Annotated in this window: 15 protein-coding genes; 8 read left to right on the plus strand and 7 right to left on the minus strand. The window is 55.1% G+C overall.

Annotated features, from left to right (window positions below):
* Positions 1-25 precede the first annotated feature (25 nt).
* The 4 genes from P4G45_RS06510 (at position 26) to P4G45_RS06525 (ending at position 2,888) form a co-directional block, all read left to right on the plus strand.
* On the plus strand, positions 26-679 hold the full coding sequence (locus P4G45_RS06510; protein ID WP_348268860.1) for a TlpA disulfide reductase family protein: 654 nt from the start codon (positions 26-28) through the stop codon (positions 677-679).
* The gene (locus P4G45_RS06515; RefSeq protein WP_348268861.1) at positions 680-1,165 is read left to right on the plus strand and encodes a protein-disulfide reductase DsbD N-terminal domain-containing protein; all 486 of its coding nucleotides are present in this window, start codon (positions 680-682) and stop codon (positions 1,163-1,165) included.
* Positions 1,166-1,273: 108 nt separating this feature from the next.
* Entirely contained in the window at positions 1,274-2,455 is a 1,182-nt protein-coding gene (gene alaC / locus P4G45_RS06520) for an alanine transaminase (protein WP_348268862.1), read from the plus strand.
* A 25-nt stretch (positions 2,456-2,480) separates the two neighbouring features.
* A complete protein-coding gene (locus P4G45_RS06525) occupies positions 2,481-2,888 on the plus strand; it encodes an OsmC family protein (protein WP_348268863.1) in 408 nt (135 codons plus the stop codon).
* Between the two features lie 125 nt (positions 2,889-3,013).
* Here P4G45_RS06525 and gltX read toward each other — a convergent pair whose 3' ends face one another.
* Positions 3,014-4,489 carry a glutamate--tRNA ligase gene (gltX, locus tag P4G45_RS06530; protein WP_348268864.1) on the minus strand — a complete coding sequence of 492 codons (1,476 nt, stop codon included), beginning with the start codon at positions 4,487-4,489 and terminating at the stop codon, positions 3,014-3,016.
* 81 nt (positions 4,490-4,570) lie between these two features.
* Here gltX and P4G45_RS06535 point away from each other — a divergent pair, with 81 nt between their 5' ends.
* Entirely contained in the window at positions 4,571-4,960 is a 390-nt protein-coding gene (locus P4G45_RS06535) for a DUF309 domain-containing protein (RefSeq protein ID WP_348268865.1), read from the plus strand.
* 7 nt (positions 4,961-4,967) lie between these two features.
* Here P4G45_RS06535 and P4G45_RS06540 read toward each other — a convergent pair whose 3' ends face one another.
* From P4G45_RS06540 to P4G45_RS06565, 6 genes are read right to left on the minus strand one after another with little or no spacing between them, the layout of a single operon-like run.
* Complete coding sequence (locus tag P4G45_RS06540) at positions 4,968-5,726, minus strand: DUF169 domain-containing protein (protein WP_348268866.1); 759 nt, start codon at positions 5,724-5,726, stop codon at positions 4,968-4,970.
* Between the two features lie 57 nt (positions 5,727-5,783).
* Positions 5,784-6,086, minus strand: a complete 303-nt coding sequence (locus P4G45_RS06545) for a heavy metal-associated domain-containing protein (protein WP_348268867.1) — start codon at positions 6,084-6,086, stop codon at positions 5,784-5,786.
* A gap of 20 nt (positions 6,087-6,106) precedes the next feature.
* Positions 6,107-7,165, minus strand: coding sequence for an ABC transporter substrate-binding protein (locus P4G45_RS06550; protein ID WP_348268868.1), 1,059 nt, complete (start codon positions 7,163-7,165; stop codon positions 6,107-6,109).
* Complete coding sequence (locus P4G45_RS06555) at positions 7,155-7,937, minus strand: ABC transporter permease (RefSeq protein ID WP_348268869.1); 783 nt, start codon at positions 7,935-7,937, stop codon at positions 7,155-7,157. The genes P4G45_RS06550 and P4G45_RS06555 overlap by 11 nt, the downstream gene beginning before the upstream one ends.
* On the minus strand, positions 7,934-8,692 hold the full coding sequence (locus P4G45_RS06560; protein ID WP_348268870.1) for an ABC transporter ATP-binding protein: 759 nt from the start codon (positions 8,690-8,692) through the stop codon (positions 7,934-7,936). Before P4G45_RS06560 ends, P4G45_RS06555 begins: the two co-directional genes overlap by 4 nt.
* Before the next feature lie 41 nt (positions 8,693-8,733).
* Positions 8,734-9,492 carry an ABC transporter permease gene (locus P4G45_RS06565; RefSeq protein ID WP_348268871.1) on the minus strand — a complete coding sequence of 253 codons (759 nt, stop codon included), beginning with the start codon at positions 9,490-9,492 and terminating at the stop codon, positions 8,734-8,736.
* 313 nt (positions 9,493-9,805) lie between these two features.
* Here P4G45_RS06565 and P4G45_RS06570 point away from each other — a divergent pair, with 313 nt between their 5' ends.
* Genes P4G45_RS06570 through P4G45_RS06580 form a run of 3 tightly spaced genes read left to right on the plus strand, consistent with a single transcriptional unit; the run spans position 9,806 to position 16,022 of the window.
* Entirely contained in the window at positions 9,806-13,342 is a 3,537-nt protein-coding gene (locus P4G45_RS06570; RefSeq protein ID WP_348268872.1) for an FG-GAP-like repeat-containing protein, read from the plus strand.
* Positions 13,339-15,135 carry a CRTAC1 family protein gene (locus P4G45_RS06575; protein WP_348268873.1) on the plus strand — a complete coding sequence of 599 codons (1,797 nt, stop codon included), beginning with the start codon at positions 13,339-13,341 and terminating at the stop codon, positions 15,133-15,135. Before P4G45_RS06570 ends, P4G45_RS06575 begins: the two co-directional genes overlap by 4 nt.
* Positions 15,132-16,022 carry a hypothetical protein gene (locus P4G45_RS06580; protein ID WP_348268874.1) on the plus strand — a complete coding sequence of 297 codons (891 nt, stop codon included), beginning with the start codon at positions 15,132-15,134 and terminating at the stop codon, positions 16,020-16,022. The genes P4G45_RS06575 and P4G45_RS06580 overlap by 4 nt, the downstream gene beginning before the upstream one ends.
* Positions 16,023-16,041 lie beyond the last annotated feature (19 nt).

Below are 16,041 nucleotides of genomic sequence, written 5' to 3' on the forward strand. Positions count from 1 at the left end.
GCTTGCCGGAAGGACATCCAATCAAGTGAAGCGAAATGCGCTGGTTCTAGGTGTGATGATCGTTGGAATCTCGCTGATGTTGTGGGCGGGATGGCATAACCTGCGGGAACGGCGCATCGCGATGCAGAAGGCCGAGGCGAACCATGTGGTTCTAACGCCTGCCGCGCCCGGTCAGTCAACGCAGAATAGTGACTCCGAGGAGGAAGATCCGGGGGCCAAGCTGCGAGGGAAGGCCGCTCCGGCATTTACGCTGTCGAGTCTCGATGGCAAAAAGGTCTCCCTTGCCGATTACAAGGGCCGGCCTGTGCTGGTGAACTTCTGGGCTACCTGGTGCGCTCCCTGCAAGGTAGAGATGCCCTGGTTTGAAGAACTCAGAAAGCAGTATGCGGGCCAGGGCTTCGAGATCCTCGGCCTGACTGCCGATGCCGACGCAGGCAAGGACGTGATCGCCAAGACGGCACAGAAGACAGGGGTAACCTATCCCATCCTGTTGACCGATGATAAAGTGCAGACCGCTTACGGCGGAATCGAATATCTGCCAATGTCGTTCTATGTGGACAGAAACGGCAAAGTGGTTGAGGCGACGGCAGGACTAAGTTCGAAGGATGAGATCGAGGCGAACATCAAGAAGACCATTGCCTCGGTAACGACGACGGCTGCTGTAAAGGGGGGCGAATAAATGCGGCTCGGCGTGGCGCTCGCGGCCCTGATGCTCGGCGCTGGAACTCTGATGGCCCAAATGGGAAACCTGAATGGCGCTCGCGTCGTGACCAGGTCTTACGTAACTTACGACGCAGAGCCGCAGGTTATCCAGGCAGGGAAACGCAGCATGTTGGAGATGCGCTTTCAGGTTGCTAATGGATACCACGTCAATTCGCATACACCTAAGTCGGAACTACTGATTCCGACGAATGTTACGCTGCAGGCAGCAGCCGGGGTGAAGGCAGAGGCGGCGGAATATCCAGCAGGAACGGAGTTCAGCTTTAGCTTCAGTCCGAAGGACAAGCTGGATGTTTATGAAGGCGGCTTTACGGTAAAGCTTCCCGTCGTGGCGGCCGCCGGAATGCATGAGATGGATGGAACGCTACGCTATCAGGCCTGTGACCACGCCGCCTGCTATCCGCCGAAAAGTCTGCCGGTGCATGTGCTTTTTACAGCAAAGTAGTGGCGTGGCGGGTTCCGATGGAGCGGATGGTCAAAGCGGATTCTGCTTTCACTTCTCCGGCATGGCATCATCGATTAAGCAAAATAAGTTGGGAGCGAGCAGGGCGCAATGGACGAGTTTAAAAGGCTGACACGGTTGCCGGCGTATGTGTTCAACATAACGGGCGAGTTGAAGGCCGCGGCACGCAAGCGCGGCGAAGACATCATCGACTTCGGGATGGGCAATCCCGATGGAGCGACGCCCAAGGCAATCGTCGACAAGCTGATCGAAGCAGCACAGAAGACGACAACCCATCGCTACTCGCTCTCGCGCGGAATTCCGCGTCTGCGCAAGGCCATCTGCAACTGGTACAAGACTCGATACGACATCGATCTCAATCCCGAGACCGAGGCGATTGTGACCATCGGCTCGAAGGAGGGCATCGCTCACCTTTGCCTCGCGGTGCTGGACGACGAGGACACCGTAGCTGTGCCGAATCCGAGCTATCCGATCCACATCTTCGGACCGGTGATCGCCGGATCGAAGGTGCAGAGCATTCCCGCGGCGGACGGCGATGCCAACACGCTGCTGGCGCAGCTCGAGTATGAGCTGCCGAGGATGCAGCCGCGTCCGAAGATGCTGATTCTGAACTTTCCGTCGAACCCTACGGCGCAGTGCGTCGAGCTTTCATTCTTCGAGCGGATCGTCGCACTGTGCAAAGAACTCGGAATCTACATCGTGCACGACCTGGCTTATGCGGACATCGTCTTCGATGGCTACCGCGCGCCCAGTGTGCTGGAAGTTCCGGGCGCGAAGGACATTGCGGTCGAGTTCTTCACGCTCTCGAAGAGCTACAACATGCCGGGTTGGCGCGTGGGCTTCATGGTAGGAAACCCGAAGTTGGTTGCGGCGCTGGGCAGGATTAAGAGCTACTTCGACTATGGGACGTTTACGCCGATCCAGGTGGCTTCGATTGCCGCGCTGGAGGGGCCGCAGGACTGTGTGGCTAAGATTCGCGACAACTATAAGGCCCGCCGCGATGTTCTGGTGCCGGGCTTGAACAAGCTGGGCTGGGCCGTCGATCTGCCTAAGGCCACAATGTTCGTCTGGGCGAAGATCCCTGAGCAGTACCGTGCTTTGGGCTCCGTGGAGTTCTCAAAGAAGCTACTGGCCGACGCAAAGACCGCGGTAAGTCCCGGTATAGGATTTGGCGAACATGGGGATGGTCACGTGCGCTTCTCGCTGATCGAAAACGAAGAGCGCACGCGCCAGGCGCTGCGCGGCATCAAGCAGATGTTCAAGGCTGGATAGGGTTCACACCTTCAGAGGAATCACTATGGTCGTCATTGAGTTGGAATATGAAGGAGATCTGCACTGCCGAGCCGTACATGGTCCGTCAGGAACGGTGCTATCCACCGACGCCCCGAAGGACAATCAGGGGCGCGGGGAGAGCTTTTCACCGACTGATCTGGTGGCAACCGCTCTTGGCAGTTGCATTCTGACGATGATGGGCATCATGGCGCGCTCACTTGGGGTCGACCTTGCCGGAACAACGGCAACAGTTGAAAAGGAGATGGCCAATGCACCTGTGAGGATGATTGCAAGACTGGCAGTCACAATCCACGTCCCGCATCCTGTCAGCGAAGAGCACAAGCGGAGGCTGGAGACAGCAGCGCATACCTGCCCCGTGCATAAGAGCCTGCATCCGGACGTGCAGAAGCCCATTCAATTTATATGGGGATGACCGGATATTATTCTCATGAGCGCGTAATGCTGTAAAGCTTTCGGCTGCCGTTCCCCTATTTCTTGCTCGCTCGCATCGAAGGATAGCTGATCTGGGAATCTGTTTACAGTCGATTCCCAAGTCAGTTATTTCTTTTGGTTGGCTAGTTTCTTTTGCGCTTCAAGGAAGCGGCGGACGCGGTCAAGCGAGCGGGCCTTGCCGAAGACGACGAGGCTTTCAAGCAGCGGTGGCGACATAGTGCTGCCTGTGATGATGGCGCGCAGCAGCATGAAGTTCTCTTTGACGGACCATCCTTTTTCTTCGCCCAGTTTTTTGAGGGCTGGCTCCATGGCTTCGTGGGTCCAGTCAGTGGCTTCGAGAACGGTGAGTTGCTCTGCGGTGAAGGCGAGGGTGTCTTCGAGGGTGCGCTTCTTGGGTAGGAAGATCTCCTGCGTGGGCATCACGTCGTCGCGAAAGAAGAAGCTGGTAAGGTCGCCGAACTGGCCGAGGGTCTCGACGCGCATCTGGATGAGCGGGGCGATCTCGCGGAGGTAGGTGTCGGAGAGCACAGTGCTGCGCAGGGCGCTGAAGAAGGCCTCGGGGGAGAGTTTACGGAGGTACTCGCCATTGAGCCATTTGAGCTTGGTGAGGTCGAAGACAGGGCCGCCAAGACGGATGTTGGTGAAGACGAAGTGCTCGACCATCTCGGTGAGGCTGAATTGCTCGGTGCCGCCGTTAAGGTCTGCCGGTACGCCGCCGCCCATGAGACCGAGGAAATTGATGAGAGCTTCGGGAAGAAAACCGGCCTGACGATAGTAGATCAGCGAGACAGGATTTTTGCGTTTGGAGATCTTGGATTTGTCAATGTTGCGCAAGAGCGGCATGTGCCAGAAGCGCGGGAACTGCCAGCCGAATGCTTTGTAGAGCAGGACGTGTTTCGGTGTGGACGAGATCCACTCCTCGGCGCGAATGACGTCGGTGATCTGCATGAGGTGGTCGTCGACGACGTTGGCGAGGTGATAAGTGGGGAAGCCGTCGGACTTCATCAGCACCTGGTCGTCGACGTTGCTGTGATCGAAGGTGATGTCGCCGCGTAGCTCGTCGCGGAAGGTAGTTGCGCCTTCGGCGGGAACAGCCATGCGGATGACAAAAGGCTTGTCGGCCGCGAGGTTTGCTTCGATCTGATCGACGGGCAGATGACGGCAGGTGCCGGGATAGCGTGGTGGGAGCTTCGCAGCTATCTGCTGTTTGCGGACTGCGTCGAGTTCTTCTGCCGTGCAGAAGCAGCGGTAGGCTGTGCCGTTGGCGAGCAGCAGATCGGCGTGCTGGCGATAGATGTCGGTGCGTTCGGACTGGCGATACGGGCCATAGGGGCCGCCGACGTCGGGGCCTTCGTCCCAGCCGAGGCCGAGCCAGCGAAGGGTGTCGAAGATCATCTGCTCGGAGGTGGGGACGAAGCGGGTGCGATCAGTGTCTTCGATGCGGAGGACGAATGTGCCGCCACGTTGACGGGCGTAGATGTAGTTCAGCAGGCCAATGTAGGCGGTGCCGACGTGGGGGTCGCCGGTGGGGCTGGGAGCGATTCGGACGCGGATAGGGGCTTCTGTGCTGTTCGTAGTCATGATATGGGCTAGACTTCGATGCTAGCAGAGCGAGGGGTATGTCGTTGCGTGATGTCGCGAGGGAATAGAGATAATAGTTGGATGACGAACCTTGACTGGAGTGGAGGGGCACTGGCCGAGGGGCTGCGATGTTATCGCAACGAGGAGTTTTTTCTGGCCCATGAACATTGGGAGGGCGTCTGGCTGGAGGCGCGGGAGCCGGAGAAGACTTTCCTGCAGGCGCTGATTCAGACAACTGCCGCGTTTCATCATCTTCAGCGGGGGAATCGAAGAGGCACAGCGTCGTTGCTGCGGGCGGCGCTACGGCGACTTGGGCCGTATGAAAGTAGTTTCGGTGGCGTTATGGTTGGGCCGCTTCGCGAGGAGATCAGCGCGTGGTTGCAGGTGCTCGAAGCGGGTGATGCGTCGCTGAGGTTGGCGTTTCCGGAGATACGACTGGAGCATGGGCCGAAGCTCATCTCTCCAGTCTGAAATATGGTCAAGATCCTAAGGCAATCAGCGATTCTTTGACCGTCGGGGTGCGTCCGGCTTCGACATCGGATCGGCGGATTTGATGGAATTTCGAAAGTAATGCATTGGCTTGGGCGAGGGCTTCGATGCGCTTGGTGTACTGTGCGAGCTTTGCGCCGGGAATGGCAAAGAGAGCTACGCTATCGGTGAGGACATCGAGATAGGCGCGGGCTCCGCAGCATCCCAGGCTGAGCGCGGCACGGCCGGTGTTCATGACCTGCGGCACAACGGCGCAGGCAGGGCGGCCCATTGCGGGAGCATTCTGGTTTTCTACCTGCTGCGTTGCCTCGGTGAGGATGAGAGACTGATTGGCATTGACGAAGAGCATCACCACATCGGGAGGCAATGGAGTTTCAGCCAGCGGTGAATAGACGACAAATTTGGACTGTGACTGAAGAACCGGAATGGATGCGAGATCTTCTTCTCTGACATAGCCAAGATCGCCGAGAACTTTCAGCGTGTCTTGCAGATCGATCTGCTGCCTTGATGAAGTTTGAAGATTGTGGGTGTAGACGCCGATGGAACACATATCGTGATCGGCTGCGGTGGTTGCAAAAGATGCGGCAGCAGCGTCCTCCCAGAAGCGGCAGCCTGCGGAGACCCGTTCGGCGTGACCATTCACGCCGTCAGGGACGGAGTCTGTGAAGGTGATTGCTATGGGAGGTTGGCGGAGATCCAGCGATTGAGAGAGGACTGCTGCAAGCTGTGAATAAGAATCTTCTGACATATTTTCCATTGCTTTCGTGGTTCTGTAGTTGTCCGCTGACCGCTGACAGTGAGTGGATCAGGCTTTCGGATTTTCTATTGCCTTGAAGCCCATACTGGCGATGTAGGTTTTGAGTGCATCCTGAGTAACTTCTTTTGGATCGAATTTAATGACCACGTTCGCGTCCGGATAGCTTGCCTTTGCCCATACGACTCCTTTTTCCTGACGGAGCAGGGTCTCGAGGCCTACGGCGCAGGTGATGCAGGTGAAACCGGTGACGCCATAGGTGACGGTCTCTTTGCCGGTTGCTTCAACGGCTCCAAGTGCCGCCAGGCTGCCGGTACCAAGGGTGATGAGTTCGATGAATCGTCGGCGGATCATGGTTCTCCTTGTTCGAGCGGCTAACGCGCCACTCCGCTGCCTATCTCGTACTTCCAGGCGGTTTGAATGCTTGCATTGTCAGAGAAGCGGGTATCGGTGTATTGGCTGAAGTCGAGCTTCTTTTTGAGGATGCCCGTCTCCATCATCAGGTCGCGGACCATGTCGAAGTCTGCTTTGCGCGGCGCGAGCGGACTGTAGGTCACTCTGTCCATCGGCTTGGTAAGTGCCCAGCGCAGGAGGGCGGGCTTTTGGTGGTAGTAGAAGCGACCGACAAAATCGGCGGCGTCGTCGCGTTGGGGTTTGCCCTTGTCCAGCCACAATCCCGATCTCGCGATGCCATCGACCAATGTCTGGACGACTTCGGGCCGCTGGTCGATCAGGTCCTGACGCACGACGAGAATGCAGGACATGTAGTCCGGCCAGTAGTCTCGGGCCTGAAAGAGGACGCGGCCATAACCCGCCATCTCAGCTTGAGAGGGAAAAGGCTCGCCCATGGAAAATGCATCGATTGCCCCTGCTGCGAGCGCTCCCGATACATCGGGAGGCGCCATTTCAACCATCTTGATGTCGCCGGGCTTCATGCCCGAGACTTTCATAGCACGGAAAAGGATCAATCGCTCGTCGGAGAAGCGACTTGGGATGGCAACCGTTTTTCCTCGCAGGTCAGCGACGGTTTTGATGGGGCCATTCTTGCGAACGACTACGGCGCTGCCGTAGCGATGGCCGAGATAAACCACCTTGATGGGTACGCCCTGAGCTACAAGCTCAATCGCCATGGGCGCGACGATGAAGGCGGCCTGCACCTTATTGGAGATGAGCGCTTCCTTCATCTCCGGGAAACCCTGAAACATGCGGGGCAGAAAAAGTTCGCCGTTCTCTGAATATTTGGAGATGTAGTCCGTCACTGGGCAGGTGAGTTGGCAGGTGACGGGGAGATAGGCGACGGTGATCTTTCTCTGGGCTATGGGTCGATAGTCGTTCAGAACGGCTGCCCAGTTGACGTTCAGGTAGGCGTGAAGACCGGAGACCAGAACAAGCCATCCGATGGCGCAGATCAGGATTTTGGTTCTAAGCTTCATTGCGGAATCCCCATCGAACGGATTTGATCTTCTCTGATCTGCGGAAACATAAGTCCAGGGCGAGACCGATCACGCCGATTAAAAGCATCGCGGCGACGACGAGATCGTAGCGCTTGCCGGAGTTGCGGGAGTCGATGACGAGATAGCCAAGGCCGGAATCGACTGCAATCATTTCGGCAGCAACAACTACAAGCCATGCGATACCCAATGCGATGCGCAAACCAACGATGATCTGCGGAAGGGCGGCAGGGAAGACCACCTTTGTTAGAAGTTGCTGAGGGGAGAGTCCAAAGTTGCGCCCGGCCCGGCGGTATACGGACGGCACATTGGATACGCCATCGATGCAGGCAACGACGATGGGGAAGAAGGCTCCGAGAAAGATGAGGAAGATGGCTGCGTCATCGCCAACGCCGAAGAAGATAATGGCGACGGGAATCCACGCGATGGGGCTGATAGGGCGGAGTATCTGCATCACAGGATTGATCACGTGGTCGGCTTCGGGATACCAGCCGAGAACCAGTCCAAGGGGGATTCCAAGTACGGAGGCTGCACCGAATCCAATGGCGACGCGGCGCAGAGAATCGGCGATGTCGCGCCAGAGGACGTTCTCACGGATCAATTCAGCCATGCCTCTCTCGACTTCGAGCGGGGACGGGAAGATTTTAGTGCCCGTCCAGATAACGCAGTAATGCCATGCGGCAAGAAGCAGCGCGGAGACGAGCAGCGGCCAGAAGATTTTCTCCCATTTTCGCGGTTCGGCGAGTGAGTTCATACCTTGTGCGCCAGTCCGATCTGCTGAAAGATGCCATCGCGCAGTTCAAGATAGCGCGGCGAACTGATGTCGCGCGGATGTGGAATGTCGATGGTTACGATCTGTTGAATGGTGGCAGGGCGGGCGCTCATGACAACGACACGATCGGCCAGCTGGACTGCTTCATCGATGTCGTGAGTTACAAAGATGATGGTCTTGCGCTCTGCTTCCCAGATGCGGAGCAATTCGGTTCGCATGATGAGGCGCGTGATGGAGTCGAGCGCACCGAAGGGCTCGTCGAGAAAGAGCATGTCAGGATTGACCGCAAGAGCGCGAGCTACTTCGAGGCGCTGCTTCATGCCTCCTGAGAGCTCGGGCGGATAGGTCTTCTCAAACCCTTCCAGCCCTACCATTTTGATGTAGTACGCGATCCGACGCTCGCGCTCCTGGCGTGGCAACTTGAACAGGCCGAATCCAATATTGCCTTCGACAGTGAGCCACGGAAAGACACCGCGCTCCTGAAAAACGAAGATGCGGCGGGGATCGGGGCCGCGCACGGTTTCACCATCGACCGTAATCTGCCCGCTGGTCGGAGAGAGAAAGCCGGCCATAGTGTTCAGTAGCGTCGATTTGCCGCAGCCGGAGGGGCCGAGCAGGCACACGAACTCACCGTCGCCTACATCGAGATTGATATCTTCGAGGACCGGCGTATTTTTTCCATCGCGCTTGAACACCATGTTGATGTGCTCGGCGCGCAGTTTTGTTTTTGTTTGCAAGGCTGGACTTATTGCGATGGTTTCCAATGACGACACGACGATCAATCCTCCGAATAGCTCCAGCGAGACGACTTTATATTTTCAAGCGACCGGATTCCCATATCGAGGAGCAGGCCAATGATGCCGATCAAGACCATTCCAGCCACGACGAGGTCGTAACGGTTGCCGGCGTTGCGGGCATCGACGATAAGGAAGCCAAGGCCGGAGTTTACGGCGATCATTTCGGCGGCGACCACAACAAGCCATGCGATGCCGAGAGCGATCCGCAGACCAACGATCAACTGCGGCGTGACTGCCGGATACAAGACTCGGTAGATGAGATCGAAGGAGCTGAGACCAAAGTTACGGCCTGCATTGATATATACCGTGGGAACGCTTTGCACCGCATTGATGGCCGTCAGCAGCAAGGGAAGGAAGCAGCCGAGGAAGATGAGAAAGATGGCAGCAAGATCGCCGACGCCAAACCACAGAATCGCAATTGGAATCCAGGCAAGCGGAGAGATGGGACGCAGTAGCTGGATGATGGGGTTGAAGGCCATCTCGGCGCGGCGGTACCAGCCGATGGCGAGTCCGAGTGGAACAGCTACGAGGACCGCCAGGACAAAGCCCCAGGTGACGCGAAACAGGGATGCGACCACGTATTTGAAGAGAACCCCATGGCGCACCAGATCTGCGACACCGCCGACGACTCCCCAAGGCCCCGGCAGAAGATGGACAGAACTACGGCTAATCGAAATCTGCCATGCCGCAAGCAGAATGACGATGAACAGTATTGGGCGAAGTCGAATTCGCAGGTTCACCCTCTGTGGCCTCTTTCAGTTTCGGTGCTGTTGCCCCGGCGCATTTTGAAATCTCCAATGTTTCTGGCGTGAGCTACTGACGAAGAGAACGCCTAGGTTATCAACAGCATATACGGACCGAGTTTCGACTGCTAAATAGTAGTCTTTGGACGCTATTTCTTCTATCCATCTAAAGATGGAGATATCTGTCAATATAAAGATTGCTGCCCGCCATTGAAGCGTTTTGTTGTGTTCTAAATTTGATTCGGGTTATGGATAACTTTTAGGTTCGGATGCTATATGTTCAGTACAGCCTCCTAAAATAGAAGACCACATGAGAACTCTTGTACCTGATGTCGCCGTGGTGAATAAACAGCACACACGCACTCATAGATATCGCCAGCTTGTGGCCAACGTACTGATGGCGGGAATATTTTTTACTGTGGGGTGTCACTCGGGCGGACGACTGCCAGATAAGTCCTCGCAGACGTATTCAGATTTTGTTTCTAGCTTCTATGTGGGGTTGGCTGCGCTGCAGGTGGGAGACGATGTCCGGGCCGACAGTAGTCTGGCACAAGCTACGAAATTGGTTCCTGCCGAGCCTGCGGCGTGGGCCAATTGGGGTATTCTGGCCCTGCGACAACGAAACTTCGACGTAGCGGCACAGAGACTCGATCGTGCTCGCTCGCTCGCTCCCAAAGATGATCGCATCTATTATCTGCTCGGACTGCTCGAAAGCAATCGCGGGGATTCGGCCAAGGCGATTGTGAATCTCCAGACGGCGATCAAACTAAATCCTGCTAATTTGCGCGCAACCTATCAACTGGCATCGGAGGTGGAACGCCAGGGAGGCGCGACGAGTGAGGTGGATTTCGAACGGCTGATTCAGCAAATTCTAGTTGCCAATCCAAATAATCTTGCTGCTCTGGTTGATTTGAGCCGTATTGCCGCCAAGCGCGGCGATGCCGCGATGCTGCACGCGACCATCGATAAAATTGCGGCGCAGTCGGGCGCATGGCCGTCAGATGTGCGACAGCAATTGCTCTCTTTGCAAGCGGCAGCTTCCGGGCCTGATCCGAAGAGTGCGGCTACACGATCAATCTTCTTGAGAAATGTGCTGATGCAGGTGCCGGAGTTCCGCCAAAGCTTATCTGCGATCAAGCCGCAGCCCGGAGAAGAGGCCGAGCCGTTTGCACATTTTCTGCGGCTTGAGTCGCCAACGTTCAAACCAGCTCCAGCGGATGAAGGAATGACGTTTGTCTCCCAGCCACTGACCAAGATTCCCTCAGACAACTCGGACAAATGGAGTTGGATTGGAGCTATTTCTCTAAATGGCACGGGCGCGCCCACGATAGCGGTAGCCAATGGGCATCAGGTGCGCCTCGCGACCGGGGCCACGTTTGCCTTCCCGGGTGGGAAGGCTGCGGTGAAGCCAACTCCGGAAGGCGTATTGCCGGTTGATTTCAACTATGACTTCAAGACCGATGTTGTGTTAACTGGCGCCGGTGGTCTTCGTTTTATGCGGCAGGACACCCCCCAGACTTTTGTGGATGTAACTAGTCAAACGAAGCTGCCTCGCTCTGTAACAGATGGTAGTTACACAGGTGCGTGGGGTGTGGATATTGAAGCCGATGGGGACCTCGATATCGTTGTAGGTGCACCGACCGGCCTTCCGCTGGTACTTCGCAATAACGGGGATGGAACATTTCTGGCAATGCATCCGTTTGCCGATATCTCAGGTGTGCGGCAGTTTACATGGGCGGACCTGAATGGCGATGGCAACCCGGATGCCGCGCTTATCGATGGGGCAGGACAGTTGCATGTCTTTATCAATGAGCGCTCGGGCAAGTTCCGTGAACAGGTTTTGCCAAGCGGATTTTCTGCTGTCAGCGCGATTGCAGTTGCTGATGTGAATCACGAGGGGCCGCTTGGGCTCATTGCAGTTCGCAAGAGCGGTACGATTGACAGCTTGGTCGTTAAAGCTGACGATCGCGGTTGGACGGTAGACGAACTTGCCAATATTCTGGATGCAGCGAGCTATCTTGCTGAAGATGTTCGGCTGCGAGTGGCTGATCTGGACAACAACGGCGCCTTCGATCTTCTACTCTCGCCTATTGCCGCAGCGCACAGTCCATTAATCTGGCTGCAGGGTGAGGATGGAAAATTTCAATCAGCGGGCAAGCCGCTTGATGCTGCGATGGTTTTTGGTGCGGCCGATTTGAAGGGGAACGGAAGGATCGATCTACTTGAAATTTCGCCGGAAGGGCAGCCCGTGGAAGCTGTCAATCAGGGAACGAAGCAATATCATTGGCAGACCATTCGACCCCGTGCGCACCAGGCAACCGGCGATCAACGCATCAATTCGTTTGGTATTGGCGGCGAGATCGAGATCCGTTCCGGCTTAGCGGTGCAAAAGCAGGAGATCAGCGGGCCGGAACTTCATTTTGGACTGGGCGAACAAAAGGACGTCGATGTGGCGCGAATCATTTGGCCTAATGGTTCCGTGCGGGCTGAGTTTGCGCTCAAGGCTGATCAGGAGTTTGTGGCTGAGCAGCGATTGAAAGGCTCCTGTCCATTTCTCTTTGCATATAACGGAAAAGACATGGCGTTTGTTAAGGACTCAGTTCCGTGGGGATCGGCTATTGGACTACGAATCGATTCGCAGGGAACAGCACGCATCGATGCCACGCAGGAGTGGTACAAGATAGGACGGAATGAACTGGTTCCACAAGATGGCTATTATGACCTGCGGGTTACTGGTGAACTGTGGGAGACGTATTACTACGATTACCTAGCGCTCATGACAGTCGACCATCCGGCTGGAACAGAGATTTTTACGGATGAGCGTTTTGCTGTACCGCCGGTGAAGCTGGCCATCACTGCGGTCGCAACACCCCAACCGGTGAAGCGCGCCGTGGATGACAATGGGCACGACGTAACCGCCATTTTGAGAACGCTCGATGGAAAGTACCTTGATAACTTTGGCAGGGGACAGTATCAGGGAGTAACTCGCGATCACTATGTGGAACTAGATCTGGGCGAGAGTGCGCCTAAGAACGGTCCACTCTGGCTGATTGCCAAGGGCTGGCTGCACCCATCCGATTCCTCATTGAATGTAGCTATGAGTCAGGGACAGCATGAACAGCCGAAGCCACTCAGCCTGGAAGTGCCCGATGGCCATGGCGGCTGGAAGGTTGCACGCGCCAATCTCGGCTTCCCCGCGGGGCGTAAAAAGATTTGCCTGATCGATCTGGCAAATGTGTTCGTTCCAGGGACGGCTCGCCGCGTGCGGCTGCGCACGAATCTTGAAATCTATTGGGATTCGATTGAGTGGGCCAAAGGCCTACCTGATACTCCGCTGAAAATTGAGCGCCTGACACCAAGCATGGCCAACCTTCATTACCGTGGCTACTCTGTTATCCATCAGGCGAACGCCTCGTCGCCTGAAATTCCCGACTACAGCCATCTTATGTCGACTACGCAGATTTGGCGCGACCTTGCGGGCTACTATACGCGTTATGGAGATGTGCGCAAATTGCTGGACAGTGTTGACGATCGCTATGTCATTATGAATGCCGGTGACGAGATGTCGTTGCGTTTTGCCGCGCCGGCGGCTCCTCCCGAGGGGTGGGTGCGCGACTATGTGCTTGCGGGTGATGGCTGGATCAAGGACGGCGACTATAACTCCAGTTACTCCCAGACCGTATTGCCTTACCCGCATCACGCCAGAAAGGAATACGATACGCCGCCGGGAAAGCTGGAGGACGACTGGGAATATAGGCATCATAAAGAAGACTGGCAGACCTACCAGACACGTTATGTGACACCGCGCATATTCGAAGAGGCTTTGAGAAATGAGGTGGCCAAATGAAGCGGCTACCCATAGCAAAGGTTTTAGTCAGTATCTTTTTTGTGGCATTGTTGCTAACTCCGCTCATCGTCAGGAAACTATCCCGAAACCAGGTCTCTACGCAGGTGAAACCTGATATGAAGGCCGCTCTGGCAAATCACGGCTTTTATCTTACGGAAGTCTCGCACGCAGTGGGCATCGATTTTATTCATCAGGGCCCGACGCTCGATCCAAAACTTTCCTCTATCATGCCCGAGGTCGCTTCGATGGGTGCCTCCGTTTCTATTGTGGATTTTGATCGCGACGGGTGGCCTGATATTTACGTGACAAACAGCGCAGAGGGCAGCAAAAATCACTTATATCGAAACATGCATGATGGGACGTTTAAGGATGTTGCTGAGGAGTTAGGAATTGCGGATGTCAACCAGCCTGGCACGGGCGTTTCTATGGGAGCGGTTTGGGGCGACTATGACAATGACGGCTATGAGGACTTATTCCTCATCAAGTGGGGGCGGCCTGAACTGTTTCATAACGATAATGGTCACGGATTTACGCGGGTAAGTGAAAAGGCTGGATTGCCTTCATGGATCAACGCGAATACTGCGGTCTGGTTTGACTACGATGGAGATGGGCTGCTTGATTTATTCGTTGGCGGCTACTATCCGGAAGATGTGGACCTTTGGCACCTGAAGTCGACAAAGATGATGCCGGATAGTTTTGAGTACGCTAACAATGGTGGCCGCAAATATCTCTTTCATAATCTTGGAAATGGAAAATTCGAAGAAGTAAGTGCAAAAGTCGGGATAACTAGTCGTCGTTGGGCCCTAGCCGCGGCTGCCGCTGATTTGCGAGGAACCGGGCATCCCGATCTCTTTGTTGCAAATGACTACGGAGTGTCGGAACTCTATCTCAACGACGGCACTCACTTTCATGAGGCGGGCGAGCAGACAGGTGTGGGTTTCGCACCAAAGAGCGGCATGAATGTTGCATTCGGGGATATCTTCAATAAGGGACAATATGCGGTGTATGTCTCTAACATCTCAGAAGATGGTGTACTCATTCAGGGAAATAATCTCTGGGTGCCCACAGAAGGATCCAGTGGGAGCATCGTTCGGTTTGAAAACCTCGCTCGTGATATGGGCGTTGAACTTGGCGGATGGAGCTTCGGAGCGCAGTTCGGTGATCTGAATAACGACGGAACGTTAGATCTTTATCTTACCAACGGCTATGTCTCGCTTGATCGGAAGAAGAGCTACTGGTATGACTTCACGAAGATATCCGGTGGCAACTCTACAATTATTGGGGATGCCAAAAACTGGCCTGCGATGGATGGACGGAGTTTGTCCGGGTACCAGCAAAAACACGTCTGGTTGAATGATGGTGCGGGGAAGTTTGTAGATGTCGCGCAGGCCGTGGGAGTGAGTGACACCTATGATGGTCGGGCAGTGGCTCTGGTCGACCTATGGAATACTGGCGTGCTCGATGTGGTTGTCGCGAATCAAAGGGGGCCCCTACTCGTCTACAAGAACACAGTAGCACCAGGCGAGGATTGGATTGAATTTCAACTGGAAGGAACAAGGAGTAATCGCAGCGGAATAGGCGCACAAGTTACTCTGTATTGGAATGGACAGGAGCAGATTCAACAAGTCTCCGGAGGAAGCGGTTTTGCGGCGCAAAATGATCGGCGATTGCACTTTGGGTTAGGAAAGACTCCGCAGATTGATAAGGCCATCATTCGTTGGCCTTCCGGTAAGATACAGACTCTTCATGGCCTTACTCCGGACAAACTGTATAAGATCGAGGAATCGGAATGAGCCATATAACCATTACAACGCCGGTGCCGCCGGACAATGGCGCTCAATGGAAACGAATATTCAGCCTCGATAACCGATTCATGCCCCCGCTGTTTATTACGCTCATTCTTCTGGTGGGCAATGTGTCGTTTGGCATTCTCGAGAGTTACCAGAAGACGCTGCTTGCGATTATGACAAGTATTGTGGCTGAGATGATTCTCGGCCGAATCTTTTTGCACAAGTGGCCTCACCTTGCCAGTGCCTATATTACCGGCATCAGCATTGGCATTCTGCTCCGCTCGCCCTTCTTTTGGCCATACGCACTATGTAGCCTGCTGGCTATCACGTCAAAATATGTGCTGCGCGTAAAGGGACGGCACATATGGAATCCGTCTAACTTTGGTATCTCAGCGATGGTATTCCTGGCAGCAGAGTCGGTTGCCACCTTAAGCATCCAGTGGGGAAATAATCTTGGGGCGATGCTGGTCATCTGGCTGCTTGGGTCGATCATTATCTGGCGGCTTCGTCGTTTTCACATCTGCGCCGTCTATGTTATTTCGTTTGTCGCACTGGCTTTTCTACGTACATGGATCACGGGGGATCCCTTACTTTCCGAGATATCTCCCATAACCGGACCGGAATATCAACTTTTTATTTTCTTCATGATTACCGACCCGAAGACCACTGTGCGATCAAAGAGAGGACAATGTGTTGTGGCGTTTGCCGTGGCCGCGGTTGAGATGCTTTTACGCCTGGATCAAAGCGTTTATGCTCCCTTTTATGCACTGTTTATGGTGGGACCGATTGCTTTGCTTATTGAAATGTGGCTCAACTCGCGCCGCTCATCCGCCAATACTTCTGGAAACCTCGATAAAAGCATCGCATACCCATTACCGCATTCTGGCTAGAGGTTTAGTAAAGGAAACA

The sequence above is a fragment of the Edaphobacter paludis genome (assembly GCF_039993895.1).
Classification (GTDB): Bacteria; Acidobacteriota; Terriglobia; order Terriglobales; family Acidobacteriaceae; genus Edaphobacter; species Edaphobacter paludis.